Annotated in this window: 30 protein-coding genes; 8 read left to right on the top strand and 22 right to left on the bottom strand. The window is 72.0% G+C overall.

Annotated elements, in window-relative coordinates; all coding sequences use genetic code 11:
- Positions 1-106: 106 nt before the first annotated feature.
- Together EOD73_RS14530 and EOD73_RS14525 are read right to left on the bottom strand one after the other, a co-directional pair.
- A complete protein-coding gene (locus EOD73_RS14530; RefSeq protein WP_164846088.1) occupies positions 107-625 on the bottom strand; it encodes a GNAT family N-acetyltransferase in 519 nt (172 codons plus the stop codon).
- Positions 626-632: 7 nt separating this feature from the next.
- Entirely contained in the window at positions 633-1,517 is an 885-nt protein-coding gene (locus EOD73_RS14525; RefSeq protein WP_127683744.1) for a ParB/RepB/Spo0J family partition protein, read from the bottom strand.
- Positions 1,518-1,573: 56 nt separating this feature from the next.
- Here EOD73_RS14525 and EOD73_RS14520 point away from each other — a divergent pair, with 56 nt between their 5' ends.
- Entirely contained in the window at positions 1,574-2,413 is an 840-nt protein-coding gene (locus EOD73_RS14520; protein ID WP_127683743.1) for a hypothetical protein, read from the top strand.
- 19 nt (positions 2,414-2,432) lie between these two features.
- Here the strand turns inward: EOD73_RS14520 and EOD73_RS14515 are convergent, their stop codons facing one another.
- Both EOD73_RS14515 and EOD73_RS14510 read right to left on the bottom strand, forming a co-directional pair.
- Positions 2,433-3,005, bottom strand: coding sequence for a hypothetical protein (locus tag EOD73_RS14515; RefSeq protein ID WP_127683742.1), 573 nt, complete (start codon positions 3,003-3,005; stop codon positions 2,433-2,435).
- A complete protein-coding gene (locus EOD73_RS14510) occupies positions 2,995-3,558 on the bottom strand; it encodes an RBBP9/YdeN family alpha/beta hydrolase (RefSeq protein WP_240660727.1) in 564 nt (187 codons plus the stop codon). Before EOD73_RS14510 ends, EOD73_RS14515 begins: the two co-directional genes overlap by 11 nt.
- A gap of 37 nt (positions 3,559-3,595) precedes the next feature.
- Between EOD73_RS14510 and argC the strand changes: the two genes are divergently transcribed.
- On the top strand, positions 3,596-4,537 hold the full coding sequence (gene argC, locus EOD73_RS14505) for an N-acetyl-gamma-glutamyl-phosphate reductase (protein ID WP_127683740.1): 942 nt from the start codon (positions 3,596-3,598) through the stop codon (positions 4,535-4,537).
- Entirely contained in the window at positions 4,534-5,175 is a 642-nt protein-coding gene (locus tag EOD73_RS14500; protein ID WP_127683739.1) for a hypothetical protein, read from the top strand. The genes argC and EOD73_RS14500 overlap by 4 nt, the downstream gene beginning before the upstream one ends.
- 78 nt (positions 5,176-5,253) lie before the next feature.
- On the opposite strand, the gene EOD73_RS14495 is transcribed toward EOD73_RS14500, so the two are convergent.
- Complete coding sequence (locus EOD73_RS14495; protein WP_127683738.1) at positions 5,254-5,829, bottom strand: PEP-CTERM sorting domain-containing protein; 576 nt, start codon at positions 5,827-5,829, stop codon at positions 5,254-5,256.
- A 153-nt stretch (positions 5,830-5,982) separates the two neighbouring features.
- Positions 5,983-6,630 (bottom strand): DJ-1/PfpI family protein, encoded by a 648-nt coding sequence (locus EOD73_RS14490; RefSeq protein WP_127683737.1) that lies wholly within the window; start codon positions 6,628-6,630, stop codon positions 5,983-5,985.
- Positions 6,631-6,703: 73 nt separating this feature from the next.
- Between EOD73_RS14490 and EOD73_RS14485 the strand changes: the two genes are divergently transcribed.
- Complete coding sequence (locus EOD73_RS14485) at positions 6,704-7,693, top strand: GlxA family transcriptional regulator (RefSeq protein ID WP_240660726.1); 990 nt, start codon at positions 6,704-6,706, stop codon at positions 7,691-7,693.
- Here the strand turns inward: EOD73_RS14485 and EOD73_RS14480 are convergent, their stop codons facing one another.
- On the bottom strand, positions 7,694-8,527 hold the full coding sequence (locus tag EOD73_RS14480) for an SDR family oxidoreductase (protein WP_127683736.1): 834 nt from the start codon (positions 8,525-8,527) through the stop codon (positions 7,694-7,696).
- A gap of 108 nt (positions 8,528-8,635) precedes the next feature.
- Here EOD73_RS14480 and EOD73_RS14475 point away from each other — a divergent pair, with 108 nt between their 5' ends.
- Positions 8,636-9,580, top strand: coding sequence for an AraC family transcriptional regulator (locus tag EOD73_RS14475; RefSeq protein WP_127683735.1), 945 nt, complete (start codon positions 8,636-8,638; stop codon positions 9,578-9,580).
- Positions 9,581-9,619: 39 nt separating this feature from the next.
- Here EOD73_RS14475 and EOD73_RS14470 read toward each other — a convergent pair whose 3' ends face one another.
- The 9 genes from EOD73_RS14470 to EOD73_RS14430 are packed head-to-tail and all read right to left on the bottom strand — an operon-like array spanning position 9,620 to position 16,350.
- On the bottom strand, positions 9,620-10,102 hold the full coding sequence (locus tag EOD73_RS14470) for a hypothetical protein (protein ID WP_205702478.1): 483 nt from the start codon (positions 10,100-10,102) through the stop codon (positions 9,620-9,622).
- On the bottom strand, positions 10,092-10,949 hold the full coding sequence (locus EOD73_RS14465; protein WP_127683734.1) for a dienelactone hydrolase family protein: 858 nt from the start codon (positions 10,947-10,949) through the stop codon (positions 10,092-10,094). Before EOD73_RS14465 ends, EOD73_RS14470 begins: the two co-directional genes overlap by 11 nt.
- Positions 10,939-11,736: a GNAT family N-acetyltransferase gene (locus EOD73_RS14460; RefSeq protein ID WP_127683733.1), complete on the bottom strand. Its 798-nt coding sequence runs from the start codon at positions 11,734-11,736 to the stop codon at positions 10,939-10,941. The genes EOD73_RS14465 and EOD73_RS14460 overlap by 11 nt, the downstream gene beginning before the upstream one ends.
- 7 nt (positions 11,737-11,743) lie before the next feature.
- Positions 11,744-12,514 carry a ParA family protein gene (locus EOD73_RS14455; RefSeq protein WP_127683732.1) on the bottom strand — a complete coding sequence of 257 codons (771 nt, stop codon included), beginning with the start codon at positions 12,512-12,514 and terminating at the stop codon, positions 11,744-11,746.
- Positions 12,515-12,524: 10 nt separating this feature from the next.
- Positions 12,525-13,187: a 16S rRNA (guanine(527)-N(7))-methyltransferase RsmG gene (gene rsmG, locus EOD73_RS14450; RefSeq protein WP_127683731.1), complete on the bottom strand. Its 663-nt coding sequence runs from the start codon at positions 13,185-13,187 to the stop codon at positions 12,525-12,527.
- Positions 13,184-13,696 (bottom strand): isochorismatase family protein, encoded by a 513-nt coding sequence (locus EOD73_RS14445; RefSeq protein WP_127683730.1) that lies wholly within the window; start codon positions 13,694-13,696, stop codon positions 13,184-13,186. The genes rsmG and EOD73_RS14445 overlap by 4 nt, the downstream gene beginning before the upstream one ends.
- Entirely contained in the window at positions 13,693-15,681 is a 1,989-nt protein-coding gene (gene mnmG, locus EOD73_RS14440) for a tRNA uridine-5-carboxymethylaminomethyl(34) synthesis enzyme MnmG (RefSeq protein ID WP_127683729.1), read from the bottom strand. The genes EOD73_RS14445 and mnmG overlap by 4 nt, the downstream gene beginning before the upstream one ends.
- Before the next feature lie 4 nt (positions 15,682-15,685).
- The gene (locus EOD73_RS14435; RefSeq protein WP_164846087.1) at positions 15,686-16,105 is read right to left on the bottom strand and encodes a type II toxin-antitoxin system VapC family toxin; all 420 of its coding nucleotides are present in this window, start codon (positions 16,103-16,105) and stop codon (positions 15,686-15,688) included.
- Positions 16,102-16,350, bottom strand: coding sequence for a type II toxin-antitoxin system Phd/YefM family antitoxin (locus EOD73_RS14430; RefSeq protein WP_127683727.1), 249 nt, complete (start codon positions 16,348-16,350; stop codon positions 16,102-16,104). Before EOD73_RS14430 ends, EOD73_RS14435 begins: the two co-directional genes overlap by 4 nt.
- Positions 16,351-16,468: 118 nt before the next feature.
- Here EOD73_RS14430 and EOD73_RS14425 point away from each other — a divergent pair, with 118 nt between their 5' ends.
- The 3 genes from EOD73_RS14425 (at position 16,469) to EOD73_RS14415 (ending at position 17,881) form a co-directional block, all read left to right on the top strand.
- Complete coding sequence (locus EOD73_RS14425) at positions 16,469-16,975, top strand: DUF1993 domain-containing protein (RefSeq protein WP_127683726.1); 507 nt, start codon at positions 16,469-16,471, stop codon at positions 16,973-16,975.
- A 7-nt stretch (positions 16,976-16,982) separates the two neighbouring features.
- A complete protein-coding gene (locus tag EOD73_RS14420; protein WP_127683725.1) occupies positions 16,983-17,615 on the top strand; it encodes a Crp/Fnr family transcriptional regulator in 633 nt (210 codons plus the stop codon).
- 68 nt (positions 17,616-17,683) lie between these two features.
- Positions 17,684-17,881, top strand: a complete 198-nt coding sequence (locus EOD73_RS14415) for a YgaP family membrane protein (protein WP_127683724.1) — start codon at positions 17,684-17,686, stop codon at positions 17,879-17,881.
- Positions 17,882-17,909: 28 nt separating this feature from the next.
- Here the strand turns inward: EOD73_RS14415 and EOD73_RS14410 are convergent, their stop codons facing one another.
- From EOD73_RS14410 to arsA, 6 genes are read right to left on the bottom strand one after another with little or no spacing between them, the layout of a single operon-like run.
- A complete protein-coding gene (locus EOD73_RS14410) occupies positions 17,910-18,776 on the bottom strand; it encodes a hypothetical protein (protein WP_127683723.1) in 867 nt (288 codons plus the stop codon).
- A 58-nt stretch (positions 18,777-18,834) separates the two neighbouring features.
- Positions 18,835-19,632: a TOBE domain-containing protein gene (locus EOD73_RS14405; protein WP_127683722.1), complete on the bottom strand. Its 798-nt coding sequence runs from the start codon at positions 19,630-19,632 to the stop codon at positions 18,835-18,837.
- Positions 19,629-20,390 carry an ATP-binding cassette domain-containing protein gene (locus EOD73_RS14400; protein ID WP_127683721.1) on the bottom strand — a complete coding sequence of 254 codons (762 nt, stop codon included), beginning with the start codon at positions 20,388-20,390 and terminating at the stop codon, positions 19,629-19,631. The genes EOD73_RS14405 and EOD73_RS14400 overlap by 4 nt, the downstream gene beginning before the upstream one ends.
- Positions 20,387-21,136 carry a molybdate ABC transporter substrate-binding protein gene (modA, locus tag EOD73_RS14395; RefSeq protein ID WP_240660725.1) on the bottom strand — a complete coding sequence of 250 codons (750 nt, stop codon included), beginning with the start codon at positions 21,134-21,136 and terminating at the stop codon, positions 20,387-20,389. The genes EOD73_RS14400 and modA overlap by 4 nt, the downstream gene beginning before the upstream one ends.
- A gap of 2 nt (positions 21,137-21,138) precedes the next feature.
- On the bottom strand, positions 21,139-21,825 hold the full coding sequence (gene modB, locus EOD73_RS14390; RefSeq protein WP_205702477.1) for a molybdate ABC transporter permease subunit: 687 nt from the start codon (positions 21,823-21,825) through the stop codon (positions 21,139-21,141).
- 22 nt (positions 21,826-21,847) lie between these two features.
- Positions 21,848-23,620 (bottom strand): arsenical pump-driving ATPase, encoded by a 1,773-nt coding sequence (gene arsA, locus EOD73_RS14385; protein ID WP_127683719.1) that lies wholly within the window; start codon positions 23,618-23,620, stop codon positions 21,848-21,850.
- Between the last annotated feature and the right edge of the window lie 526 nt (positions 23,621-24,146).

Raw genomic sequence — 24,146 nt, 5'->3', positions numbered from 1 at the left:
AAGCAGGGGGGCTTGTGCAGTGTCTCGATTGAACGTCCCGACGGGCGGTGGGGTGGACACGAACAAGGCCCCCGCAGGTGCCTTGTTGTTCGGCTTCAAAGGCGCGTCACAGGCCGCGCTGAAGCACCTGGTTGGCGTAGCGCCGTCCCTCGAACTCGAAGTGGGTGGCCCCCAGGTCGTGGAAGCCCTGGCCGGCGTAGAAGCGCCGCGCCCGTGCGTTGCCCGTCCACACGGTGAGCCACAGGCTGCGCTGCGCACGCGCGCGGGCCCAGTCGCCGGCGGCGGACAGCAAGCGCCCGCCCAGGCCGTGGCCTTGCGCCGACGGTTGCACGTACAGGCGCACCACCTCCGCCCCGGGCTCGAGGCCGGCCAGCGGGAGGGCTTGGTCGGGCAACAGCTCGACGAAGGCCTGCACGAAGCCACCGTCGCGCTCGGCCAGCAGGTGGTGGCGCAGGGGCTCTTGCAGCCGCGCGTCGAAGGCCTCGGGGCCGCAGCTGTGGCGCACCTCGCGCGCCAGCGAGTCGTCGACGCCCTCGGCGCAGTAGGTGTCCAGCCAGACCTGGGTGGCCAGCACGCTCAAGCGCAGCGCGTCGGCCGGGGTGGCGACGCGCAGGGTCCAGCTCAAGCCGCGCTCACTGCGGCCCGCGCAGGCGATCGATCACGCCCTGCAGCGCGTCCAGCGAGCCGAAGGCGATGGCCATCTCGCCGCTTTGGCCGCGCTTGTTGGTCTTGAGCACGCGGATCTCGACCTCGGCGGCCAGCAGGTCGCTGAGCTCTTCTTCCAGGCGCAGCAGGTCGCGGCTCTTTTCGTTCTTCACGCGCAGCAGCGGCTGTTGGCGGCCGGCGGCGGTGCGGGCGACGAGCTTCTCGGTGTCGCGCACGCTGAGCTTCTTGGCCACCACCTCGTGGGCGGTGGTGATCTGCGCGGTCTTGTCGAGCGCGAGCAGGGCGCGGGCGTGGCCCATGTCCAGGTCGCCGGCCATCAGCAGGCCTTGCACTGGCTCGGCCAGCTGCAGCAGGCGCAGCAGGTTGCTGGCGGCGCTGCGCGATCGGCCGACGGACTGCGCGGCCTGCTCGTGCGTCAGGCCGAACTCGTTCACCAGGCGCTGCAGGCCCTGCGCTTCTTCCAGCGGGTTGAGGTCCTCGCGCTGGATGTTTTCGATCAGCGCCATGACCGCCGCGGCTTCGTCGGGCACGTCCTTGACGAGGACCGGCACCTCGCTCAGGCCGGCCAGTTGTGAGGCGCGGAAGCGGCGCTCGCCGGCAATGATCTCGTAGCGGTCTTTGCCGACCGGGCGGACCAGGATCGGTTGCATCACGCCTTGCGACTTGATGCTCTCGGCCAGCTCGTACAGCGAGCCCTCGTCCATGCGCGTGCGCGGCTGGTACTTGCCGGCCTGCAGCTGGGCAACTTTCAGCGTCGACGGCGCACCGGCGGGCGCGGGGGCGTCGGCCACCTTGGGGCCGAGCAGGGCGTCCAGGCCGAGACCAAGACCTTTGGGGCGTTTCGTGACCATGGCCGGGATTGTCGTTGCCTGCTCACGCCAGCGGGCCTCGGGGTAGATTCCAGGCCATGCGACCGCTGCTGCTTGGCCTGGCCTTGCTGTGGGCCCTGCTGCCCGCCGCGGCATGGGCGCGTCCCGTTCTGGTCTGGGCAATCGTGGAGGGCCCCCCGGAGCACGAACGCCCCGAGGCCCGTCGCATCGAGGCCTTGGGCCAGGGGCCGATGGACCAAACCCTGCGGATGCTGGCGGCGCAGCTGCCAGACGTCGAGCACCGCGTCGAGGCCATGTCCTTGGAGAAGGTCTGGCGCGACATGCGCTTGGGCCGCCCGGTCTGCTTCGCCGACGCTTTCAAAACGAACGAGCGCCTGAAGGTGGCCCGCTTCGTGGAGCTGAGTCCCAGCCTGCGCATGCTGCTGGTGGCCTTGCCCGGGCGCCTGCCGCCGGGGCCGGAGTTGTCGCTGCGCGAGCTGCTGGCCGCGGGCGAGTTGCGCGGCCTGTTCGGTCGCCAGCGCAGCTATGGCGACGAGTTGGACCGCGTGCTGGACGAGTTCCAGCCGCGCCGCGAATCCATGCCCCCGGACGCCAAGCTCCTGCCCATGCTGCAGCAGGGCCGCATGGACTACCTGCTGGAGAACGCCAACGGGTGGCTCCAAACCCAGCCGGGCCAGTTGGACCTGCGCTTGGTGCGCGAGGGCCGGCAAACGCCGCCGGTGCACGTCGCGTGTGGCCGGTCGGTGGGTCAGGACTTGCTGCTGCAGATCGACGCGGCGGTGCGTCAGCTGTCCCGCCAAGACGCCTGGTTGCAGCTGAAGGTGCTGAGTTACCCGCCCGGCGCGCGCGACGAGCAACGCCTGCAGCTGCAGCAGTACCTGCGCCAGCGGGCCGAGCGGACGGCGATCAGCGATTGAGGGCCGGGGTCGGCGCGAATCAGACGCGGTCTCGCCGGCGCGCGGCCGGTTGCATCACGTCGCGGTCGAGGTAGGTGCGCAGGCGCACGCGGCGCGGGTCCATGCGTTCGGGCGCGTCGGCCAGGTGCTGGTGCAGCGCGCTCACGCGCACCCACAGCGCCTTGCCCGGCAGGCCGAGCTCGCGCGCCTCGCGCCATTGGTTGGCGAAGCGGGCCTTGAAGGCGTCGTCGCGCGCGTGGCCCAGGGCCTTGCGGATGCTGTGCTCGGCGATCCAGCACTCGCGGCCGTCGTCGTGGATGTCCAGGGCCTGGCCGGCGAAGCTGTAGTGGCGGCCTTCCAGGCGCGCCAGGCTGCCCCGGCGCAGCCATTCAAAGGGTGCGAACAAGCCGTCGACCACGCTCAGCCCGGCCGTCAGCACAAGCAGGCCCATGACGGCTGCACCAATGGCCGCACCGAGCCAAGAGCGCGTGATGCCCCCCACCGCGAGCGCCCCCAAGGCCATGTAGAGCGCATAGAACGCCGCGTGCAGCAGGCCCAGCTTGACCGGGCTGTTGCGCCACAAGGGGTCGGGGTCGCGGCCTTCACTGGCCATCGAGCAAGCTCCGCAGGTATGCCCGCCCCTGCGGCCACAGGCCCAGGCCGCTGTCGGCGTTGACGTGGCCGCGCCTGCCCAGGCTGAGGTGCGTGGCGCCCCAGGCGGTGGCCAGCAGCGCCGCGCGGCCGGCGCGGTCGTAGGGGTCGTCGGTGCTGCTCAGCACCAGCGCCGGGAAGGGCAGGGCCTGCCGCACCGGTTCGCGCCAGCTGGGCAGCACGGTCGGCCAGTCGTCCTGTTCGGTGTCCGGCGGGGCGACGAGCAGCGCGCCGGACACGCGGGCGGCGTTCTGGCTGTGCGCAGCCCACGCCGCCACCAGGTGGCAGCCCAGGCTGTGCGCCGCCAGCAACAAGGGCCGCGCCGCCTCGGGCCCGGCGGCGTGGGCGAGCACGGCCTCTTCCAGCTGGGTCATCCAGTCACCCCGGCGCGGGGTCATCCAGTCGTGCTGGTCCACGCGCCGGTCGCCAAAGTAGCCCTCCCACAGCGTTTGCCAATGCCCCTCGCCGCTGTTTTGCCAACCGGGCAGCAGCAGCACGGCGGGGTCGGTGGGCAACGGAGAATGGCGGACCCCCGCATGAGGAAGAACAGACATGACGACTAAGGTGTTCGTTGACGGTCACGAAGGCACCACGGGCCTGCGCATCCACGAGTATCTGGCGCAGCGCGCCGACATCGAACTGCTGGTCATCGACAGCGACAAGCGCAAGGACAGCGCCGAGCGCGCCCGCCTGCTCAACGCGGCCGACGTCGCCTTCTTGTGCCTGCCCGACGCCGCGGCCAAGGAGGCCGTGGCGCTGATCGACAACCCCAACACCTGCGTCATCGACGCCAGCACCGCGCACCGCACGCAAGCCGGCTGGGCCTTTGGCCTGCCCGAGCTGGCCAGCGACCAGCGCGCCAAGCTGCGCGCCAGCAAGCGCATCGCCAACCCCGGCTGCCACGCCAGCGCCTTCATCCTGGCGCTGCGCCCCCTGGTGGACGCCGGCCTGGTGCCGGCGGACGCGCGCATCAGCGCCAACAGCATCACCGGGTACTCGGGCGGCGGCAAAAGCATGATTGCCCAGTACGAAGCGGGCGGTGACGCCAAGCTGCTGAGCCCCCGCCCCTACGCGCTGACGCTGACCCACAAGCACCAGCCCGAGATGGCCGCGCACACCGGCCTGACGAGCCCGCCGCTGTTCCAACCCATCGTCGGGCCCTTCTACAAAGGCCTGGCGGTGAGCGTGCCCCTGCACCTGGCCGACCTGAAGCCCGGCACCACGCCCGAACTGCTGCACGCGGCCCTGGCCGCCCGCTACAGCGGCGAGCCCTTCGTGCGCGTGATGCCGCTGCGCGACGCCGACGCGTTGAAGGACGGCTTCTTCGACGTGCAGGCCTGCAACGACACCAACCGTGTGGACGTCTTCGTGTTCGCCAGCGAGCGGCACGCGATGGTCATGGCCCGCCTGGACAACCTGGGCAAGGGCGCCAGCGGCGCGGCCGTGCAAAGCATGAACGTCCACCTGGGGGTGGACGAAGGGCTGGGGCTTTGAACCTGCCCAAGGTGCAAAGCAGCCGAAGGGCTGGGGCTTTGAACCTGCCCAAGGTGCAAAGCAGCCGAAGGGCTGGGGCTTTGAACCTGCCCAAGGTGCAAAGCAACCGAAGGGCTGGGGCTTTGACCCTGCGCGTTGGCGCGGCCACGCTGGCGCTGCTGAGCGTGCTCGTTCCAGCGCGGGCCGCGGAGCTCACGCGCCACGAGGTGGTGCTGTTGCAGCCCGATGCCGAGTTGCGCGCCCGCGTGCCTTCGGTGGACGCCTACGGCGACTACGTCAACGCCGTTCGCGCCGCGTGGTTCGAGGCGATTCGCGCCCATGCCCTGCCCCAGCCGGCGGCGGGCTTCGTGGTGCTGGCCGTGCGGCCCGGCCAGCAGGCCCGCCTGTGGTTGGACGTCGAGCCCCCGCTGCCCGAAGCCCTGGCCGACGCCCTGCGCCAACGCACCGCCCGCACCCTGCCGCCCGTGGTGCGCCAAGGGCCGGTGCTGATCGCCCTGAAGCTCAGCCTGGACGGCGCCCCCTGGCCGCGCAAGGCCGCGCCCGAGCCCCTGGCTTGGCGGCAGGCGGCGGCCATTGCCGGCGAGGCGATCGACGTGTCGGACTTGGCCCAGGCGCTGTGGGACCGGCCGGAGCGCTGAGCCGCGGCAAGCCATGAAAAAAGGGCGGTGCCCAAGCACCGCCCTTTCGCGTTGCTGCGCCCCAAAGGCGCCGCAGACTCAGGCTTTCGCGATGCGACGGCGGGCCAACAGGCCGCCGACGGCGGCGGCCAGCAAGAGCAGGCTGGAGGGCTCAGGGACGGCTTGGCCGCGCTCGTAGACGGTGGTGCCCAGGGTGGGGTTGCTCGTGTTGAAAACGCTGTTCATCGTGTTGGAGGCGCTGTCCGACGAGACGAGGGTGAACTCCCAGGAGAACACGTCGAAGGCCGTGCCCATGGCCAGCGGCGCGGCGTTGGCAAGGTGGACGTAGGTGTGCGCTTGGGCGCTGTACGAGCCGGAGCCCACGGCGATGCCGTCCAGCCAGAACGTGAAGGTGAGGTCGCCGATGCGGGTGGCGTTCTCGCCCATCAAGATCGGGGCCCACACGCCCCACGTGGCGTTGGCCCTGAAGAAGTCGTTGCCGGCGGCGCGCAGGGTCATGCCCACCGATTGGCCGTTCTGCAATTGGTTGCCGGCGGCCGTGGCATTCGTCGTGGTCGTCGTGCCGTCAAAGGTGAAGTCGTAGACGTAGGTCGGCGCGGCCGACGCGGCCAGGCTGGCCAGGGACAGGGCGATCGCGGTGAATGTCTTTTTCATGGAAGTGAGCCTCGGTGGGGAATGGCGCAATAACTGCAAGTTATGCGCCAGCCCCACGCATGGCCTTTGCCGGCGGGGACTTGCCGGTGCCGCGCTCGGCCCGCGCGCGGGCGGCGTCAAGCATGCCGACTCAGGGAAACCCGGGGCTCTCGCTCAGGCCAAGCCCGCCTCGCGCCACAGGTGCTCGCGCACGCGGGCCACTTGCGCCGCCGGCAGTCCTTCGGGCCGGCCGGTGGCGAAGGGCGGCTCGGGCGCGTACTCCAGGCGCAGGATGGCATCTTCGGCGGTCTCGCGCCCGTCGAGCTCGGCCAGCAGCCGGAACGCCATGTCCAGGCAAGCCGTCACGCCGCCCCCCGTGACGATCGGTCCGTCGACCACGACGCGGGCCGGGTCGGGCGTGGCGCCGAAGTGCACCAGCAGGTCGCGAAACGCCCAGTGGCTGGCGGCACGCCGACCCTGCAGCAGACCGGCCGCACCGAGCAACAGCGAGCCGGTGCAGGCGCTGGCCACGCAGCGTGCCGCGCGGCCTCGGGTGGCGATCCAACGCAGCAGCGGGCCGTCGCTCATCAAAGCGGCTTGGCCGGGGCCGCCGGCCACGACGAGCAGATCGAGCGGCGGGCAGGCCTCCAGCGTGGTGGTGGGGCTCAGGGCCAGGCCTACGTCGCTCATGACGGGGGCCAAGTCCTTCCAAACGTGGTGCAACTGCGTGTGCGCTCGGGTGGCCAGCACCTGGGCGGGGCCGACGAAGTCGAGGGCGGTGACGCCGGGAAAGAGGAGCAGGCCAACTTGGAGGGAGGTCATGGCAGCAGGGCCTTGGAGTGACGAGGCCGCCATGGTGCGCGCCATCCGCCGTGGCAGCCATGACAATGGTTCGATGAATCCTGCCAACGTGCGTGCCGTCGGTCTGCTGGTGTTCACGGGCAGCCAGTTGCTGGACGCCGCCGGCCCGGCCGACGTGTTCGACGTGGCCAACCGCTTGGCCCCGACGCCGATGTACCGCGTGCGCTTGTTGTCGCCCGAAGGCGGCGCGGTGCGCACCAGCAGTGGGGTGAGCCTGGCCACCGAGGCGGCCACGCCGGCGCGCTTGGCCCGGCTGCACACGCTGTTGCTGACGGGGGCGGCACGCGAGGCCGAGCTGCGCACCGCCGCCCTGGATGCCACCACCGCCCGGGCCGTGCGCGCGGCGGCCCCGCGCTTGCAACGCTTGGGCTCGGTGTGCTCCGGCGCCTTCTTGCTGGCGGCCTGGGGCTTGCTGGACGGGCACCGCGCCACCACGCACTGGGCGGGCGCGGCGCGACTGCGGCAGGGCTTTCCGGCGGTGCGGGTCGAAGAGGACGCGCTGTATGTGCAGAGCGGTCGGCTGTGGACCAGCGGCGGCGTGTCGGCCGGCATTGACATGGCGCTGGCCATGGTGGCCGCCGACGGCGGGCGATGGCTCGCGGCGCGCGTGGCGCAAGAGCTGATCCTGCCGGCGCACCGCGTGGGCAACCAAAGCCAGTACGCCGACGTGCTGCAGGCGCAGGCCGGGCGCTATGGCGCCTTGGTGGACTGGGCGCGGGCGCGCCTGACCGAAGCGCTGACGGTGGAGCGATTGGCCGAGCAGGCGGGCGAGAGCCCGCGCAGCTTCCACCGCCACTTCGTGGAAGCCACGGGGCAAACGCCCGCGGCATTTGTGGAGCAGCTGCGTCTGCAAGCGGCGCGCGAGCAGCTGGCCGCGGGCGCCAGCGCCAAAGCCGCCGCGCGGGCGGCGGGTTTTGGCAGCGACACGGTGATGGGCCGCGCCTTTCAGCGCCGCTTGGGCCTGTCACCTGCCGAGTACCGGCGTACCCAAGGGCACGCCGCGCCCGTCGGGCCACAGGCCTGATCAGGCCCACGCCGCTTTGTAGTCCGCCGCGTACTGCGCCAGCGTGCGCGGGGCGCGGCCGGTGATGGCTTGCACCGCGTCGGTGATGCGCTCCGAGTAGCCGGCCTTGAAGTAGCCCAGGATCGTCAGCAGGAACTCGGCGTAGTCGGCCGGCAAGCCTGCGGCCAGCAGGCCTTCGCGCATGGCCTCGGGCGGGATGTCGGTGTAGCCGATGGCCTTGCCGGTGGCTTGCGTCAACAGCGCGGCCACTTGGTGGTGGTCCAGGGCTTCGGCGCCGGTGAGGTCGAAGTCTTGGCCGTTGAAGCGGTCGCTGACCAGCAGCTCGGCGGCCACGGCGGCGATGTCGCGGGCGTCGATGAAGCTGCCCTTGGCGTCGCCCACCGGCAGCAGGATCTGGCCCTGCGTCAGGATGCCGTGCAGCCAGAAGGTGTTGAAGTTCTGCATGAACCAGTTCGGGCGGATGACGTTGAAGGCCAAGCCTGAGGTTTCCAGGTGGCGCTCGGCCACGCGCAGGGGCGCGGCCTCGTCGGCATTGGCCCCCATGGCGCTCATCAGCACCACCTTTTGCACGCCTTGCGCGCGGGCGGCGTCCACCAGCGGGTTCAGCAGCTGGTCTTGGCGGGTGTGCCCGGGGGGCGCCAGGAAGAAGGCGCGGTCCACGCCGGCGAAGGCGGTGTCGCGGCCCTCGCCGGTCAGCAGGTTCAGGGGGACTTGGTCGGGCGCGGAGGGCGTGCGGCTCGTGGCCTTGCGCACCGTGTGGCCGGCGGCGGCCAGTTGCTTGGAGAGTTCAGAACCGACGGTGCCGCTGGCGCCGACGACAAGGAGGGTGGCCATGGAAAGGCTCCTGGGTGGGTTGCGATGGCGCCATTGTTCGGCGGCAAGCCTGTACTTCAAATGGCGGTAAGTTCACAATGCATGTCATTCCGTACGGACTTCTGAACCATGAACACCGACCGCCTCGACCTGTTGACCGACCTGCTGAGCCAGGCCGGCGTGCGCCGGCGCCTGCTGGGGCAGCGGCGCGTGCCCGCTGGGGTGGCGCTGCGCTTCCCCTGCGAGAAGAGCATCGGTCTGCACGTGGTGACGCAGGGCGAGTTGCACGTGCACGCGCCGGGCTTGGGCACGCCCCTGGCCCTGCGTGCCGGGGACCTGGCCCTCATGGCGCGGGGCTGCGAGCACCTGCTGAGCTTGGGGCCCGGGGTGGACGGCCTGCCGGTGCAAACCATCGGCGCGGACGACGACGTGGGCGCGGTTGCGCCGGGTGAGGCCACCGTCATCGGCGGCGCCTACCAGCTGTGGAACCCCCCGCTGCACCCCTTCTTCCGCGAGATGCCGGCGTGGTTCGTGCTGCGGGCCGACGAGCTGCCCAAGCTGGGCCCCCTGGCCTTGACGGTGGGCCTGTTGATCGACGAGCTGCGCCAACGCCCGCTGGGCGCCGAGACGGTGCTCAACGGCCTGATGGACGTGGTCTTCACCTACCTGCTGCGCGAGATGCTGGCCCGCCACGCCCCGGCCGAGCACGGCTGGGCCCAGGCCGTGCGCGACCCGCAGGTGCGCCGCGCGCTGGCCCTGATGCAGGGCGAGCCGGCGCGGGCCTGGACGCTGGAAACCCTGGCGCAGGAAGCCGGGCTGTCGCGCACCGCGCTGGCCGAGCGCTTCCGCGAGGCCATGGGCGACACCCCCTTGGCCCACCTGCGCACCCTGCGCCTGCAAGCCGCCATGCGCCTGCTGGGCAGCACCGAGCAAACGCTGGAGCAGGTGGCCCAGGCCGTGGGCTACCAAGACGCCTTCAGCTTCAGCAAGGCCTTCAAGCGCGAGGTGGGCGTGTCCCCGCGGGAGTTCCGGCGGCGGGACGAGGCCGACCGGGCGTTGGCTTACCGTTTCTAGCTCCAGGCTGGCGCAGGGGGCGCGGACGGTTTCCAGGCCTCAGGGCGACGGCAGCGCGGTAATCGGGCAGGCCAGGACCTCCGGCCGGACCTCGATCTGCGCCCGCAGCGCCCGCACCTGGGCAGCCTCGTCGGGGCTCAGGGGGGCGTAACCGCGGCCGGCTGGCCAGCCGTAGCCCCAGCGGTAGGGCGTGGGCCAGGCCGGTCCACCGCCCACGCGCACGCCGGCCAGCATCAGGCGGCCCAAGCCCTCGCTGCCGCTGGCTTGGGTCACGCAGTGGCGCAAGGCGGCGTCGGCGGCCTCGCGCTCGACGACAGTGCCACCTTGCCAGTAGGCCAGGTCGTGGGCCACGCAGCAGTGGCACCAATCGCTGCGCGAGCGCTCGGAGCGGTCGGCAAAGCGGCTGCAGCCGTCGGTCTGGAAGGGCTGCAGACCCGGGGCCGGTGGCCTGCTGGCGCAAGCCGCCAGCAGGGCGGCGGCGGCCAGGGCAAGCCCGAGGCGCCCGCCGGGACTACACCCCATGCCGTTGGAACCAGGCCAGGCAGCGTGCCCAGCCGTCCTTGGCCGAGGCCTCGTCGTACATCGGCCGGTAGTCGGCGTGGAAGCCGTGCTTGGCGTTGCGGTAGAGCACGAAGTCGCTGTTGCGCGCCGCCGGGTTGGGCGAGGCGGCCAGCGCGTTTTGCATCTGGGCCACGGTGTTGTTGGGGATGCCGGGGTCGTCGCCGGCGTACAGGCCCAGCACCGGCGCCTTGAGCTGGCTGACCACATCGATGGGATGGCGAGGTGTCAGCGCGGAGCTAGTGCCCACCAACCGACCATACCAGGCCACGCCGGCCTTCACGGCCGGGTTGTGGGCGGCGTACAGCCAGGTGATGCGGCCGCCGTAGCAGAAGCCGGTGATGGCCAGCTTCTTGGGGTCGCCGCCGTTCTTGGCCGCCCAGGCGGCGCAGGCGTCGAGGTCGCCCATGACCTGGGCGTCGGGCACCTTGCTGATGACCTCGCGCACCAGGGTTTGGATGTCGGGCTGGTTCATCGCGTCGCCCTGGCGCACGAAGAGTTCCGGGGCGATGCACAGGTAGCCGGCCTTGGCGAAGCGGCGGGCCACGTCGGCGATGTGCTCGTGGATGCCGAAGATTTCGCTGACCAGCAGCACCACCGGCAGCTTGCCCCGGGCTTTGGCGGGCATGGCGCGGTAGGCCGGCATGGCGAAGCCGTTGACGTCGATGCTGATCTCGCCGGCCGTCAGGCCGTCGTGCGGCGTCTTGATGGTGCTGGCCGCCACGGGCAGGGCGGCGGCGGCAAAGGCCCCCATCACCAAGGCACGGCGCTGCTGGTTCGAGCCGGTTTCTTCACAGACGTCATTCGACATGGGCTTCCTCACTGCGGTAGTGGTAACGGTAGGCAAACACGAACCCGATTTGCTCGTACAGCGCCACGGCGCTGGCGTTGTCGTCGCTGACCTGCAGGTACGCATGCCGCGCCCCTTGGGCGGCGGCCGCGCGCAGCAGGCTCAGGCACAGGCGCCGGGCGTGGCCCTGGCGGCGCTGGGCCGTGGGCACGAAGACGTCGTACAAACCGGCCAAGCCATCGTCGCCCAAGGCGAATTGCCCCACGGCCTGCAAGGTGCCGTCGCGCCCGGTGAGCGCGAAGCCTTGGTAGGGCACGGGGCTGGCCACCAGGCGCTCGGCGTGCGCGGCGATGCCCTCGGCCGAGGTGCCGCGCAGCTCGCCCACGGTCTGGGCGTAGGCGCTGGCGTTCAAAGGCAGCAGGCGCTGACCGGGCTGCAGCGCCGGGTCGGCCAAGGCGTCGAGGTGAACGAGCGCCATCACGCGGGTTTCGTCAAAGCGGTGCCAGCCGCGGGCGGCCAGTTGTGCGTCCAGGTCCTGCGGCTCGGAGAAGGGCGTGATGCGCACCATCAGCGGCAGGCCGGCCGAGGCGAAGGCCGCGCGGCAGCGGGCCAGCATGTCGTCCAAGGGCATGCGCCCGCGCTGCAAGGCATTGATGCAGCGCGCGCGCTTGGCCTTGCCCGGGGACAGGCGCAGCAGCCAGCCGTCGACGAAGGCCTGCTGCGGTGGCGCGCTGGCGTTGAGCCCGGCGTCCTCGATGCGGCGCGCCAGGGTGAAGGTGGGGGGGGCGTCGCGGGGGCGCAGGGGCATGGCAGGTTCAGAGCGCTTTCACCCGCGCCACCATCTCCCGTGCGCACTCCACGTAGGCTTGGGCGCCTTTGGCGTGGGGGTCGAAGACGACGCCGGGCTGGCCGTAGCTGGGGGCCTCGGCCAGGCGCACGTTGCGGGGGATGACGGTGTTGAACACCTTGTCGCCAAAGTGGGCCTTGAGCTGGTCGGCCACCTGCTGCTGCAGGGTGATGCGGGGGTCGAACATCACGCGCAGCAGGCCGATGACCTTGAGGTCGTGGTTCAGATTGCCGTGCACCTGCTTGATGGTGTTGACCAGGTCGGTCAGGCCCTCGAGCGCGTAGTACTCGCACTGCATGGGCACCAGCACGCCGTGGGCGCTGCACAGGCCGTTGAGGGTGAGCATGCTCAAGGACGGCGGGCAGTCGACGAGCACGATGTCGTACTCGGCGTCGACCACGGCCAGCGCGTCCTTCAGGCGGCGCTCGCGGCCATCCAGACCCACCAGCTCGACCTCGGCGCCGGCCAGCTCGCGGTTGGCGCCCAGCACGTCGTAGCCGCCGAGCTCGCTGCGGCGGCGGGTTTCGGCCACGGTGGCGTTGCCCAGCAGCACGTCGTACACAGAAGGATCGAGGCTGCGCTTGTCCACGCCCGAGCCCATGGTGGCATTGCCCTGCGGGTCCAGGTCGACCAGCAACACGCGCTGGCCGATTTGGGCCAGGCCGGCGGCGAGGTTGACGCAGGTGGTGGTTTTGCCGACGCCGCCCTTTTGGTTGGCGATGCAGAAGATCTTGGCCATCGGAGGATTCTCAGTTCTTGGGGCGCATCCACACGAGGCAACGCTGGGCGTCGACCCCCGGGACTTCCAGTGGTTCCACGTGAAACACCTCGACGTCCGGGTGGGCGGACTGCAGCGCGGCGATCTCGTCCGCCGGGTGCTGGCCCTTGAGCGCCATCCACACGCCACCCGGCGCCAAGAGCTGGCGGGTGAGGCTCACGAAGTCGGCCAGCGAAGCAAAGGCCCGGCTGGTGATGACGGGGAAGGGCTCGGCCTGCAGGGCCTCGACCCGGGCGTGCTCGCCGCGCAGGTTCTTCAGGCCCAGCTCGGCCGCGACCTGGCCGATGAAGCGGGCCTTCTTCTCGACGGTGTCGACGCAGGTGATCTTGAGCTGCTCGGGCGCGGCGATGGCAAAGGCCGCACCGGGCAGGCCGCCGCCGGACCCGACGTCCAGCACGCGCGTGGGCTGGCCTTGCTGGCTCTGAATGTGGCGCAGCAGGGGCGGCAGGGCGGCCAGGCTGTCCAGCAGGTGCAGCTTGAGCATGCTGTCGGGCTCGCGCACGGCGGTCAGGTTGTAGACCTTGGTCCACTTGGCCAGCAGGGCGAGGTAGTCCAGCAGCAGCACCTGCTGGGCGGCCGACAGGGGCAGGCCCAGGGCGTCGAGGCCTTGTTGGAGTTGGGTGGGCAGGGTCATGCGGGGTCGAGTTCGGCCAGGGTGGTCAGCGGCACGCCGGCGGCGGCCAGGTCGGCGTTGACGGCGTCGCGCACCGCCTCGGCGCTGCGGCCGGCGTTGGGCCAGGTGTGGTGGGCGTCGGCCACCACGGTCACCGGCCAGCCGGCTTGGTGGGCGGCCAAGGCGGTGGCTTGCACGCAGCAGTCGCTTTGCAGGCCCACCACCCACACGCGCGCGGCACCCTGCAGCAGCGGGGCCAGCGCGGTGTTGCTCAAGGCGTTGGGTTCGGTCTTGAGGATGCGGGGCTCGTCGGGCCGGGGGGCCAGGCGGGGGTCGATCTCGAAGCCGGCGCCGCTCATGGGGCCGTCCACCTCGTGGTGCTGGACCCAGACGATGCGGTTGCCCTGGCCGCGGGCCCAGGCGATGGCGCGCTGGCAGGCGGTGACCAGGGCGTCGCCCTGGGGCATGGCCCACTCGCCCTCGAAGGCGCCGCGCTGGGTGTCGACGACGAGCAGAACCTCGCCGCTCACGCGCTCACCTCGGCCTCTTCGGGGGCGAAGCCTTTGAAGCGGCCTTTGCGCAGGTGGATGAGCAGCAGGGAAATGGCGGCGGGCGTGATGCCGGAGATGCGCGACGCCTGGCCCAGGGTCTCGGGCCGGTGTTGGGCCAGCTTCTGCCGGGCTTCGAAGGACAGGGCGGTGACCTGGGCGTAGTCCAGGTCGGCCGGCAGCTTCAGGTGCTCGAAGGCCGAGGCGCGGGCCACGTCGTCTTGCTGCTTGCCGATGTAGCCGGCGTACTTGGTCTGGATTTCCAGCTGCTCGATCACGGCGTCGGCCAACTCGGGACCGAACTCGGCGCGCAAGGTTTCACGTGAAACATCGAAGCCGGGCTTGCCGATGCGGCCGGCCTCGGCCACCGCGTCGAAGCTCACGCCCGGGCGGCGCAGCAGGTCGGCCAGGTTGTACTCGCGCTCCAGGGCCTTGCCGATCAGGCGCTCGGCCTCCTCGGCCGGCAGGCTGCGGGGGTTCACCCAGCTGGCCTTGAAGCGTTCTTCTTCTCGGGCCAGGGCGTCGCGCTTGCGGCAGAAGGCGTCCCAGCGGGCGTCGTCCACCAGCCCCAAGCGGCGGCCGGTTTCGGTCAGGCGCAGGTCGGCGTTGTCCTCGCGCAGCTGCAGCCGGAACTCGGCGCGGCTGGTGAACATGCGGTAGGGCTCGGTCACGCCCTTGGTGATCAGGTCGTCCACCAGCACGCCCAGGTAGGCCTGGTGGCGCTCGGGCACCCAGGCCTCGCGACCCAGCACCTGCAGCGCCGCGTTGGCGCCCGCGAACAGGCCCTGCGCCGCCGCCTCTTCGTAGCCGGTGGTGCCGTTGATCTGCCCGGCGAAGAACAGGCCGGCGATGGACTTGGTCTCGAAGGTGGACTTGAGCTCGCGCGGGTCGAAGTAGTCGTACTCGATGGCGTAGCCCGGGCGCAGGATGTGCGCGTTCTCCAGACCCACCATGGAGCGCACGGCGGCGAGTTGGATGTCGAAGGGCAGCGAGGTGCTGATGCCGTTGGGGTAGTACTCGTGCGTGGTCAGGCCTTCGGGCTCCAGGAAGATCTGGTGCGAGTCCTTGCCGGCGAAGCGGTTGATCTTGTCTTCGATGCTCGGGCAGTAGCGCGGGCCCACGCCCTCGATCACGCCGGTGAACATGGGGCTGCGGTCGAAGCCGCTGCGGATGATCTCGTGCGTGCGCGCGTTGGTGTGCGTGATCCAGCAGGGCATCTGCGTCGGGTGCATCAGCGCGCTGCCCATGAAGCTGAACACCGGCATCGGCGTGCTGGGCGGCGAGCCGTCGGCCGCGGGCATGCCGTCGCCGGGCTGGGCTTCGAGGCGGCTGAAGTCGATGCTCTTGCCGTCGATGCGCGGCGGGGTGCCGGTCTTCAGGCGGCCTTGCGGCAGCTTCAGCTCCTTCAGCCGGGCCGACAGGGTCACGGCCGGTGGGTCGCCGGCGCGGCCGGCGCTGTGGTTCTGCAGGCCGATGTGGATGCGTCCGTCCAGGAAGGTGCCGGCGGTCAGCACCACGGCACGGCCGCGAAAGCGAATGCCGCTTTGCGTGACGGCGCCCACCACGCGGTCGCCCTCCACCATCAGGTCGTCCACGCCCTGCTGGAACAGGGTCAGGTTGGGCTGGTTCTCCAGCATGCGGCGGATGGCCGCCTTGTAGAGGATGCGGTCGGCCTGGGCGCGGGTGGCGCGCACGGCCGGGCCCTTGCTGGAGTTCAGCACGCGGAACTGGATGCCGCCTTCGTCGGTGGCCAGGGCCATGGCGCCGCCCAGGGCGTCGACCTCTTTGACCAGGTGCCCTTTGCCGATGCCGCCGATGGACGGGTTGCAGCTCATCTGGCCCAGGGTCTCGATGTTGTGCGTCAGCAGCAGGGTGGCGGCACCCATGCGGGCCGCGGCCAGCGCGGCCTCGGTGCCGGCGTGGCCGCCGCCGACCACGATGACGTCGAATTCGGTGGGGTAGTTCATGGGGTCAGGCCTCTTCGATGAGCAGGGTCTTCAGGCCCTCTTGTTGGGCCGCCTGGGCTTGGCGGCGGTCGGCGGTGACGAAGCGATCGGCGCCGCAGGCTTGGGCCGCCGCCAGGTGCAGGGCGTCGCTGGCCGGCAGGCGAGCGTGGCGCAGAAGCAGGGCTTGGCTGAGGGCCTCGACCTTGCGGTCCAGGGCCACGCGCTCGAAGTCGTCGAAGTCGGCCTGCAGCAGGCCCAGCAGGCGCAGCAACTCGGCCTCGGGCAGGGCGTCGCGGTGGGCGGTCAGGGCCGACACCAGCTCGGCCTTGCAATGCGCCGCCACGGCCACCTGGTGGGCCTGGGCCAGGGCGGCCTGCACCGCCTCGCGGCCCGGCTCGGCCAGGTAGCGCTTGACCAACGCCGAGGGGTCCAGCAGCACCTTCACGGACGTTCTCCCTCTCGCTGGGCGATGAGGTGCTGGCTGACGGTCTTGCCGTCGGCCGGGGCCAAGGTGGCCGGCTCGATGGCCTGCTTCCAGGCCGGCACGGCGTCGCGGCCCTCGGGCGGCACGGGCACCAACTCGGCCACGGGCTTGCCATGGCGCAGCAGGCGCACGGTCTGGCCTTGCTCGACCAACTCGAGCACGGCCGCCACGTTGGCGCGGAACTCACTCAGGGGCAGGGCGTGCATGGTGTTTTGTACAAAACGATGAATTTGTACATTGTCGCCCGGTCTGCGAGAAAGCGCCAGGGCCGGGGCAGGGTCGCCCATGCTGGAATGGGGTGTTCCTCTCCTGAAAGGCCCCGTCATGTCCATCTCCATGGTGCAAGCCACCAGCCCCCGCTTCGTCAACGGCCTGCGCAACCTCGCCGCCATCTTGAAGAAAGGCGCCGAGCACGCCGCCGCGCAGGGCTGGGACGCGCAGGTGCTGCTGCAAGCGCGCCTCTACCCCGACATGTTCCCGCTGGTGCGCCAGGTGCAGATCGCCTGCGACTCGGCCAAGGGCGCCGTGGCGCGCCTGGCCGGCGTCGACATCCCCAGCTTCCCCGACACCGAGACGAGCTTCGACGAGTTGCAGGCCCGCATCCAGAAGACCATCGACTTCATCGAGCACGTGGACGCCAGCAAGCTGGACGGCAGCGAAACCCGCGCCATCCACCTCAAGGCCGGCGGCCGCGAGCTCCACTTCGTGGGCAGCCAGTACCTGATGGGCTGGGCCTGGCCCAACTTCCACTTCCACAGCACCACCGCCTACGCGCTGCTGCGCCACAACGGCGTGCCCCTGGGCAAGCGCGATTACCTGGGCGAGGTGTGAGCGCCGCATGAGCACCGAGGCCCTGCCCACCGCGCTGGCGGCCTTGGTGCAGCACGCCCGCCCGATGCGCGTGCCGGCGGGCACGGTGCTGTTCCACGCTGGCCAAGCCTGCCCGGGCTTCCCCATCGTGGACGAAGGCAGCGTGGCCGTGTCGCTCACCGCGCCCGACGGCCGCAGCCTGGAGCTGTACCGGGTGGAGCCGGGCGAGGTCTGCGTGGTCTCGGCCACCTGCTTGTTCGCCCATCGGGTGGCCACCGCCCAGGGCGAGGCCCGCACCGACACCGCCTTGCGCCTGGTCACGCCGGCCGACTTCGAGGCCGTGTGCGAGCAAGACCCCGTGCTGCGCCGCTACGTGATGGGGCTGATGGCCGAGCGCATGGCCGACCTGATGGCCCTGGTGGAGGCCGTGGCCTTCCAGCGCCTGGACCAACGCCTGGCGGCGCTGCTGCTGGCGCAAGGCCCGGTGCTGGCGCGGACGCACCAGCAGCTGGCCGACGAGCTGGGCACCGTGCGCGAGATCGTCAGCCGCCTGCTGCGCCGCTTCGAGCGCGAGGGCTGGGTGAGCCTGGCGCGCGAGCGCGTGGAAGTGCGTGACGCGGCGGGCCTGCAAGGGGTTTGCGCCGCGTCAAACCGGGTGTGACCCAGGTCACCGACGCTGCGGGGTGCGCGGCGCAACATGGCGCCATCGCAACCCACCAGGAGCTTTCCATGTTCAAGACCAACGTCGGCGGCATCGACCGCATCGCCCGCATCGCCGGCGGCCTCGTGCTGTTGGGCCTGGCCGCCACCGGCACCATCGGCGTGTGGGGCTACCTCGGCATCGTGCCCTTGGCCACCGGCCTGATGCGCAGCTGCCCGCTGTACGCGATTGTTGGGCTCAACACCTGCCCGACGAAGTCGTCCTGACCCGGCGAGGCGGCCGCTGGAACGGCCGCTAAAACGGCCGCGCCGGCACCGTGCCCTGCACGGTGTACGCACCACCCGCGGGCAGCAAGCGCACCTCGGCCCGCACCGGGCGGGGCGCGCCGCAGGCGGTGTCGCGCTCCTCGCCCTCGTACTGCAGCACGAGCGCGGGGGCCGTCTGGCCGGGCGCCACCGCCCACTGCCAGCGCGACAGCACCGACCAGCGCGCCGGCCCGTCGCCCGCAGCGGGCTTCTCGCCGGCCTCTGCGCCCGCCTCTTCGCAGCCGGGCTGCGCGCCTTCGTTGGACGAGCTGGTCATCACCGCCTGCGGCAACTGGGGCTTGGCGCCGTCCACGCCCAGGGCGTACAGCTGCAGCCAACTGCCGCAGTACCCCTGCCAGCAGCTGCCCGCTTCTTGCAGCAGCACGGGCGGGCTCGTGCCGGCCGGCGACAAGGCCAACTCGCCCACTTGGCCGCTGAAGCCCGCCTCCACCGGCGCCCCGGCCCGCCCCGCGTAGCGCCAGCCCGAGGCCCCGCGTTCGAAGCGGTGCAGCTCGAAGACGCCCGCCGTGGCGTGACCGGCCAGCGATTGGCCTTGATCGTCGACCGCGTCCACGCGCACCAGCAGCAAGCGCGTGTCGGCCGACAAGGGCACGACCAGGCCCGGCGCCAACACCGCCGGCCCGCCGTCCACCCAGGCCGCCACCGGCTGCTGCGCCGAGGCCCAGCCGGGCACGGCCCTCATCAAGGCCTCGGCCTGGTCGGTGTCGGCCCATCGCGCGGGCCCTGCCGAAGCCGCCGAAGCGGGCGCCGGCACCGGGCCGGACGCAGGCCCCCGCTCGCAGGCCGCCAAGGCCCCAACGCACGCCAGCGCCAGCAGCCAACGCCGCGCGCTCACAGGACCACCCTCCGCACTGCGTGCTTCGGGATTCGCGCTTGGGATCGGCCCGGCGCGCTCATGCCGCCACCGCCAGCATCACCACCGAGGCCTTGAAGCAGGCCGTGGCCGGTTGGCCCACGCGCAGGTCCAGCGCGTCCACGGCGTCGTTGGTCACGCTGGCGGTCAGGGTCAGGCCGCCGGGCAGGGTCAAGCCCACCAGCGAGCCGGTGGCGCCTTTGGTGACGCGCGACACCGTGCCCGCCAGCTGGTTGCTGGCCGACAGGCGGTAGCCGCCGAAGTCCTGCACCAGCACCACCTCGCTGGCCTTCACCATGGCCAGCGCCTCTTGCCCCTCGGCCAGGCCCAGGGCCTCGGCGGCTTCGGCGTTGAGGGCGGCGCGCAGCGGCAGGCCGCCGGGCAGGCTCAAGCGCACCTGCACGGTGGCGGGGCCGCGGGTGAGGGCCTCGATGCGGCCGGCGAACTGGTTGCGGGCGGTGGTCTTCATGGCGGTGCGCCGCAGCAGCGCGGCGAGTTCGGGTTGGTCGGCCAGCCACTGGGCCTGCTCGCGCAGGAAGGCGGCGTGGCGTTGGGTGAGCGTGTGCCAGCCCTGCAGCAGGGCGTGCGCCGCGGGCGTGAGCGCGCTGCCCCCGCCCCCGCGTCCGCCCTGGCGCGCTTGCACCAGTGGGCCGTGGGCCAGGTTGCCAGCTTGCTCCAGCACCAGCCACGCGCCCTTGTAGCTGTAGCCGGCGGCGCGTGCGGCGCGCTGCAGCGAGCCGGTGTCGGCCAGCGCCTGCAGCAGCGCGAAGAAGCGCGCGTCCAGCCGGCCGGCCAGGCGCAGCTCGCCGCTCAACAAACCGTTCGACCCGCCATTCATGCCAGCAGGGCGCGGCGGCGCGCGCGCTCGGGCGTGTCGGGCTCGGGCTGCAGGCCGGCCTCGGCCAGGGCGTCGGGCGAGGCATCGCGCAAGTTCACGTGCTTCAGCACGCGGCCCTCGTCGATCAGCACCGCCTCGTCGGCCAGGTCCAGGAGGTCGTCCACGTCGTGCGTCACCAGCACCACCGGCACGCCCCACTCGGCACAGGTCTGCGCCAGCTCGCGGCGCAGGGGCACGCGCAGCTGCGGGTTCAACGCGGCGAAGGGCTCGTCCAGCAGCAGCAGCTCGGGCTCGCAGGCCAGGGCGCGGGCCAGGGCCACGCGCTGGCGCTGGCCGCCCGACAGGCGGTCGGGCCGGCTGTGGGCCATGGCACTCAGGCCGAAGCGAGCCAGCAGCGCGTCCACGCGCGCCGCGTCGGCGGGCTTCAGGCGCTGCCACCAGCGCGTCAGCCCGAAGGCCACGTTGGCGCGCACGCTCAGGTGCGGGAACAGCGCGTAGTGCTGGAACAGCAGGCCCACGCGGCGCTCGGGCACCGGCTGGTTCACGCGCTGCGCCGTGTCCAGCCACACGCGGCCGTTGACCACCACGCGGCCTTCCGTCACCGGGGCCAGGCCGGCGATGGCCTGCAGCGCCAGCGACTTGCCCGCGCCCGAGGCGCCGTACACGCCCAGCACCTTCGCCTGGCTGCGCAGGGCCAGGTCCAGCGTGAAGCGCCGGGGGCCATCGCGCAGCGTGGTGTGCAGGGCCAAGTCGATCATGGCGCGCCGAAGCCTTGCTGCCGCAGCAGCGCCTGCGCCGCTGGGCTGGCCAAGAACTGCACGAAGGCGCGGGCCAGCGCGTGCTGGCCCGTGGCGCTTGCCACGGCCACCGGATGGCGAATGGGCGCGTGCCCGCCCACCGTGGCGACCACGCGCACCTTGCCCGCGGTGCTGGCGGCGTCGGTGGCGTACACGAAGCCGGCCTCCACCTCGCCGCGCGCCACGTAGTCCAAGACCTGGCGCACGTGGTCGGCGGGCACGAGCTTGGGCTGCAAGGCCGCCCACTGCCCGCGCGCTTCCAGGGCTTGTTGCGCGTAGCGGCCGGCGGGCACCGAGCCCGGCTTGCCCAGCGCAATGCGCTTCACGCCCGGCCCCGTCAAGGCGTCCAGGCCCGTCAGGTGGCTCCCCGCCGGGGCCACCAGCACCAGCGTGTTCGTGGCCAGCACGCGGCGCGTGGCGGGGTCGATCAAGCGTTGCGCGGTGGCGCGGTCCAGGGTCTCTTCGTCGGCCGTCGCCAGCACGTCCACCGGCGCGCCAGCGGCCAGCTGCTGCAGCAGCACGCCCGAGGCCGCGAGGTTGAGCCGCACGCTCACGCCCGGGTGCTGCGCTTCGAAGCGCGGGACCAAGGCCTTCATCGCATCGCCCAGGCTGGCGGCGGCCGAGACGGTCAGCGTTTGCGCCTGCGCCCAGGCACTGGCGCCCAGCAGCAGCGCCGACAGCGCCCATCGACGGCTTCGCAAGCCCATGCTCATTGCCTCACGGGGTGGTTGTTCAACAGGCGGTTGGACAGCAGCAGCACCGCCACCGACAGCGCCGACACCGCCAGCGACAAGGCCAAGGCCAGCTCGTCGCGCCCGGCCTGCACGGCGTCGTAGATCGCCATGGCCGCGGTTTGCGTTTGGCCTGGGATGGAGCCGGCCACCATCAGCGAAGCGCCGAACTCGCCCATCGCCCGCGCGAACGCCAGCAGCGTGCCGGCCAGGATGCCGGGCCAGGCCAGGGGCAGCGTCACCCGCAGGAACACGCCCCAGCGCGACTGCCGCAAGGTGCGCGCCGCGGCTTCCAGCTCGGGATCCACCTGCGCCAGCGCCGTGCTGGCGGCCTTCAGCACCAGGGGCAGCGCCACCAGGGTGGAGGCCAGCACCGCGCCGTGCCAGTGGAAGATCAACGAGTAGTCGAAGTGCTCGCGCAACCACGCGCCCACCGGGCCTTGGCGTCCCATCAGCAGCAAGAGGCCGTAGCCCAGCACCGTGGGCGGCAGCACCAGGGGCAGCATGCACAGGGCCTCCAGCACCGTGCGCCCCGGCAGGGTCGTGCGCGCCACCACCCAGCCCAAGCCCACGCCCAGCAGCAAGGCAAAGGCCGTGGCCAGCGCGGCCACGCGCAGGGTCAGCAGCAGGGGGTCGGCGGCGGCGGCCGTGAGCAGCTCGGTCACCCCCGCAATGTAGCGAACTACATCACGCGGTCAGCGCCTGAAGCGCCGCCACGCCCACGGGCGGCTCGGCCTGCCAAGGCAGCACGTGGCAGCGTTGGGCCAGCCCGCCCAGCACGCGCGCGAACTGCGCCTGCTCGCCGCGCACGCGGGCGCGCAGCAGCGGATCGCGCGGGCCGGCGGCCGCCAGGCTGCGGTTCACCACCCAGGCAAAGGGCTCGATGCGTGCGCGGCGCAGGTCGTCTTGCAGGGCCGCGGCCTCGCTCACCGGCGTCGTTTCGGGCAGGGTGACCAGCAGGATGCGCGTGTAGGCCGGGTCTTGCAGGTGCATCAGGGGCGTCACGAAGTGCGTGCCCGCGCCGGCCAGGGACTGCGCCATCTGCCGGTGGTACGCCCCCGTGGCGTCCATCAGCAGCAGGGTGTGGCCGGTGGGGGCGGTGTCCAGCACCACGAAGCCGCGCCGGGCGCTGTTCACTGTGCGCGAGAAGGCGTGGAACACGGCCACCTCCTCGGTGCAGGGCGAGCGCAGGTCCTCCAGCAGCAAGGCGCGGCCGGCCTCGTCCAGCTCGGCCCCGCGCGCGGCCATCGCCCGGGCGATGTAGCGCTCGGTCTCGGCCGCGGGGTCGATGCGGCTCACGGTCAAGCCCTCGGGCGCGTCGCCGGCCAGGGTGGCCGTCAGGTGCGCGGCCGGGTCGGTGGTCGACAGGTGCACCGTCTTGCCCCGCGCCACCAGGGCCAGGGCCAACGCGGCGGCCACGGTGGTCTTGCCCACGCCGCCCTTGCCCATCACCATCACCAGGCCGTGGTCTTGTTCGGCCAAAGCGTCGGCCAGGGCCGCGAGGTTCTGCACCTCGGGCGGCAGGGGCGGCGGCTCGCCCAGCAGCGGCGCGTCGTCGGGCGGCTGCAGCAGGGCGCGCAGCGCGGGCAGGCCCACCATGTCAAAGGCGCGCAGCGGCAGCTGCGCTTGGCTCAAGCCCCGCAGGCCCTCGGGCAGTTGCGCCAGGGCGCGCTCGCCCAAGGCCTGCCAGGCCTGGGCCACCGGGTCGTCGGCCACCGTGGCGCGGAACACCGCGTTCACCACCAGGTGCTGGCGCGTCAGGCCCAGTTGCAGCAGCTCGTCGTGCGTGCGCGCAGCCTCGCGCAGCGCGGCGGCGTCGGGCCGGGTGACGAGCACGATCAAGGTTTGCGCCGGGTCGGCCAAGGCTTGCAGGCCCTGGCGAAAGCGCGACTCCTGCATCTTCAGCCCCGAGTGAGGCCCCAGGCACGACGCCCCCCGGTCGTTGCCCGACAAGAAGCCGGCCCAGGCCTTGGGCAGGCTCAGCAGGCGCAGGGTGTGGCCGGTCGGGGCGGTGTCGAACACCACGTGGTCGAAGCCCTCGGCATCGCCCGCCAGCAGACCGACGAAGTCGTCGAAGGCCGCGATCTCTGTCGTGCACGCGCCCGACAGCTGCTCGCGCACCTGGGCTTGCTGCGCCAGGTCGTCGGCAGGCAGTTGGGCCACGACGCGGTGCCGGTAGGCCTCGGCCGAAGCGTCGGGGTCGATGTTCATCGCCTGCAAACCCGGCGCGCCCGCCACGGCCACGGCGCGAGCGCCCAGGCGCAGGCCGAGCATTTCGTCGAGGTTGGACGCGGGGTCGGTGCTCACGAGCAGCACCCGGCGCCCCGCGTCGGCCAGGGCCAGGGCCGTGGCGCAGGCGACGGAGGTTTTGCCCACGCCGCCCTTGCCCGTGAAGAACAAGAAGCGCGGCAGTGGGTGGGGCAACAGCGGGCGAAGCGAGGACGGCAGGTCGGTGGGCATGGGCCCAGACTAGACCCTGCCGCGCTGCCTCGCCCTGCGCGAGGTCAAAGTCGCGCGCGGCCGGCGCTCAGGCGGCCAGCCAGTGCTGGGCCTGCAATTGCCCTTGCTGGGTGGCAAAGCGCAGCGCCTGCTGCGCGGTGTCGAAGGTCGGCGCGAAGCGCATCACGCGATCGTGCGAGGCCTGGCCCCGCCCACTTTGGATGGACACGGCACCGATGAAGCGGCCGTCGTGGGCCGGGCGAACGAAGGGCGAGATGCGGTACTTGCCCAGGTGGAACGAACTGGAAATGGAAGACTTTCAAGGCACCGGCCGGTCCGCCTGACACAGGGCGGGGGCGGCACCGGAGTCGCGGTGGGCGCGGGGCCCGGGGGCGACGGAGGGTGAAGGGCGACCGGTGGGACCGGTCCAGCCACGGGGTGCGGGCAAGGGGCCGTGGGCCCTGTTCCCGCGCGTTCGGCCTGGCAGGCAGGCTTCGAACGCTCTCGCGAACCGGGGGAACGAACTGGGGTGTCACACCGACACGCC

This window comes from Inhella crocodyli (assembly GCF_004004565.1).
In the GTDB taxonomy this organism is placed as follows: Bacteria; Pseudomonadota; Gammaproteobacteria; order Burkholderiales; family Burkholderiaceae_C; genus Inhella; species Inhella crocodyli.
This window is presented reverse-complemented; position numbering and strand designations above follow the sequence as displayed.

Coding starts and splice junctions, on each gene's coding strand:
- EOD73_RS14420 (WP_127683725.1), top strand. CDS start 16,983: ATGAGCACCGAGGCCCTGCCCACCGCGCTGGCGGCCTTGGTGCAGCAC.
- argC (WP_127683740.1), top strand. CDS start 3,596: ATGACGACTAAGGTGTTCGTTGACGGTCACGAAGGCACCACGGGCCTG.
- mnmG (WP_127683729.1), bottom strand. CDS start 15,681: ATGAACTACCCCACCGAATTCGACGTCATCGTGGTCGGCGGCGGCCAC.
- EOD73_RS14520 (WP_127683743.1), top strand. CDS start 1,574: ATGCGACCGCTGCTGCTTGGCCTGGCCTTGCTGTGGGCCCTGCTGCCC.
- EOD73_RS14470 (WP_205702478.1), bottom strand. CDS start 10,102: ATGGGGTGTAGTCCCGGCGGGCGCCTCGGGCTTGCCCTGGCCGCCGCC.
- modA (WP_240660725.1), bottom strand. CDS start 21,136: ATGGGCTTGCGAAGCCGTCGATGGGCGCTGTCGGCGCTGCTGCTGGGC.
- EOD73_RS14525 (WP_127683744.1), bottom strand. CDS start 1,517: ATGGTCACGAAACGCCCCAAAGGTCTTGGTCTCGGCCTGGACGCCCTG.
- EOD73_RS14430 (WP_127683727.1), bottom strand. CDS start 16,350: ATGCACGCCCTGCCCCTGAGTGAGTTCCGCGCCAACGTGGCGGCCGTG.
- EOD73_RS14405 (WP_127683722.1), bottom strand. CDS start 19,632: ATGAATGGCGGGTCGAACGGTTTGTTGAGCGGCGAGCTGCGCCTGGCC.
- arsA (WP_127683719.1), bottom strand. CDS start 23,620: ATGCCCACCGACCTGCCGTCCTCGCTTCGCCCGCTGTTGCCCCACCCA.
- EOD73_RS14495 (WP_127683738.1), bottom strand. CDS start 5,829: ATGAAAAAGACATTCACCGCGATCGCCCTGTCCCTGGCCAGCCTGGCC.
- rsmG (WP_127683731.1), bottom strand. CDS start 13,187: ATGACCCTGCCCACCCAACTCCAACAAGGCCTCGACGCCCTGGGCCTG.
- EOD73_RS14415 (WP_127683724.1), top strand. CDS start 17,684: ATGTTCAAGACCAACGTCGGCGGCATCGACCGCATCGCCCGCATCGCC.
- EOD73_RS14515 (WP_127683742.1), bottom strand. CDS start 3,005: ATGGCCAGTGAAGGCCGCGACCCCGACCCCTTGTGGCGCAACAGCCCG.
- EOD73_RS14480 (WP_127683736.1), bottom strand. CDS start 8,527: ATGGCCACCCTCCTTGTCGTCGGCGCCAGCGGCACCGTCGGTTCTGAA.
- EOD73_RS14465 (WP_127683734.1), bottom strand. CDS start 10,949: ATGTCGAATGACGTCTGTGAAGAAACCGGCTCGAACCAGCAGCGCCGT.
- EOD73_RS14455 (WP_127683732.1), bottom strand. CDS start 12,514: ATGGCCAAGATCTTCTGCATCGCCAACCAAAAGGGCGGCGTCGGCAAA.
- EOD73_RS14460 (WP_127683733.1), bottom strand. CDS start 11,736: ATGCCCCTGCGCCCCCGCGACGCCCCCCCCACCTTCACCCTGGCGCGC.
- EOD73_RS14475 (WP_127683735.1), top strand. CDS start 8,636: ATGAACACCGACCGCCTCGACCTGTTGACCGACCTGCTGAGCCAGGCC.
- EOD73_RS14490 (WP_127683737.1), bottom strand. CDS start 6,630: ATGACCTCCCTCCAAGTTGGCCTGCTCCTCTTTCCCGGCGTCACCGCC.
- EOD73_RS14400 (WP_127683721.1), bottom strand. CDS start 20,390: ATGATCGACTTGGCCCTGCACACCACGCTGCGCGATGGCCCCCGGCGC.
- EOD73_RS14425 (WP_127683726.1), top strand. CDS start 16,469: ATGTCCATCTCCATGGTGCAAGCCACCAGCCCCCGCTTCGTCAACGGC.
- EOD73_RS14485 (WP_240660726.1), top strand. CDS start 6,704: ATGAATCCTGCCAACGTGCGTGCCGTCGGTCTGCTGGTGTTCACGGGC.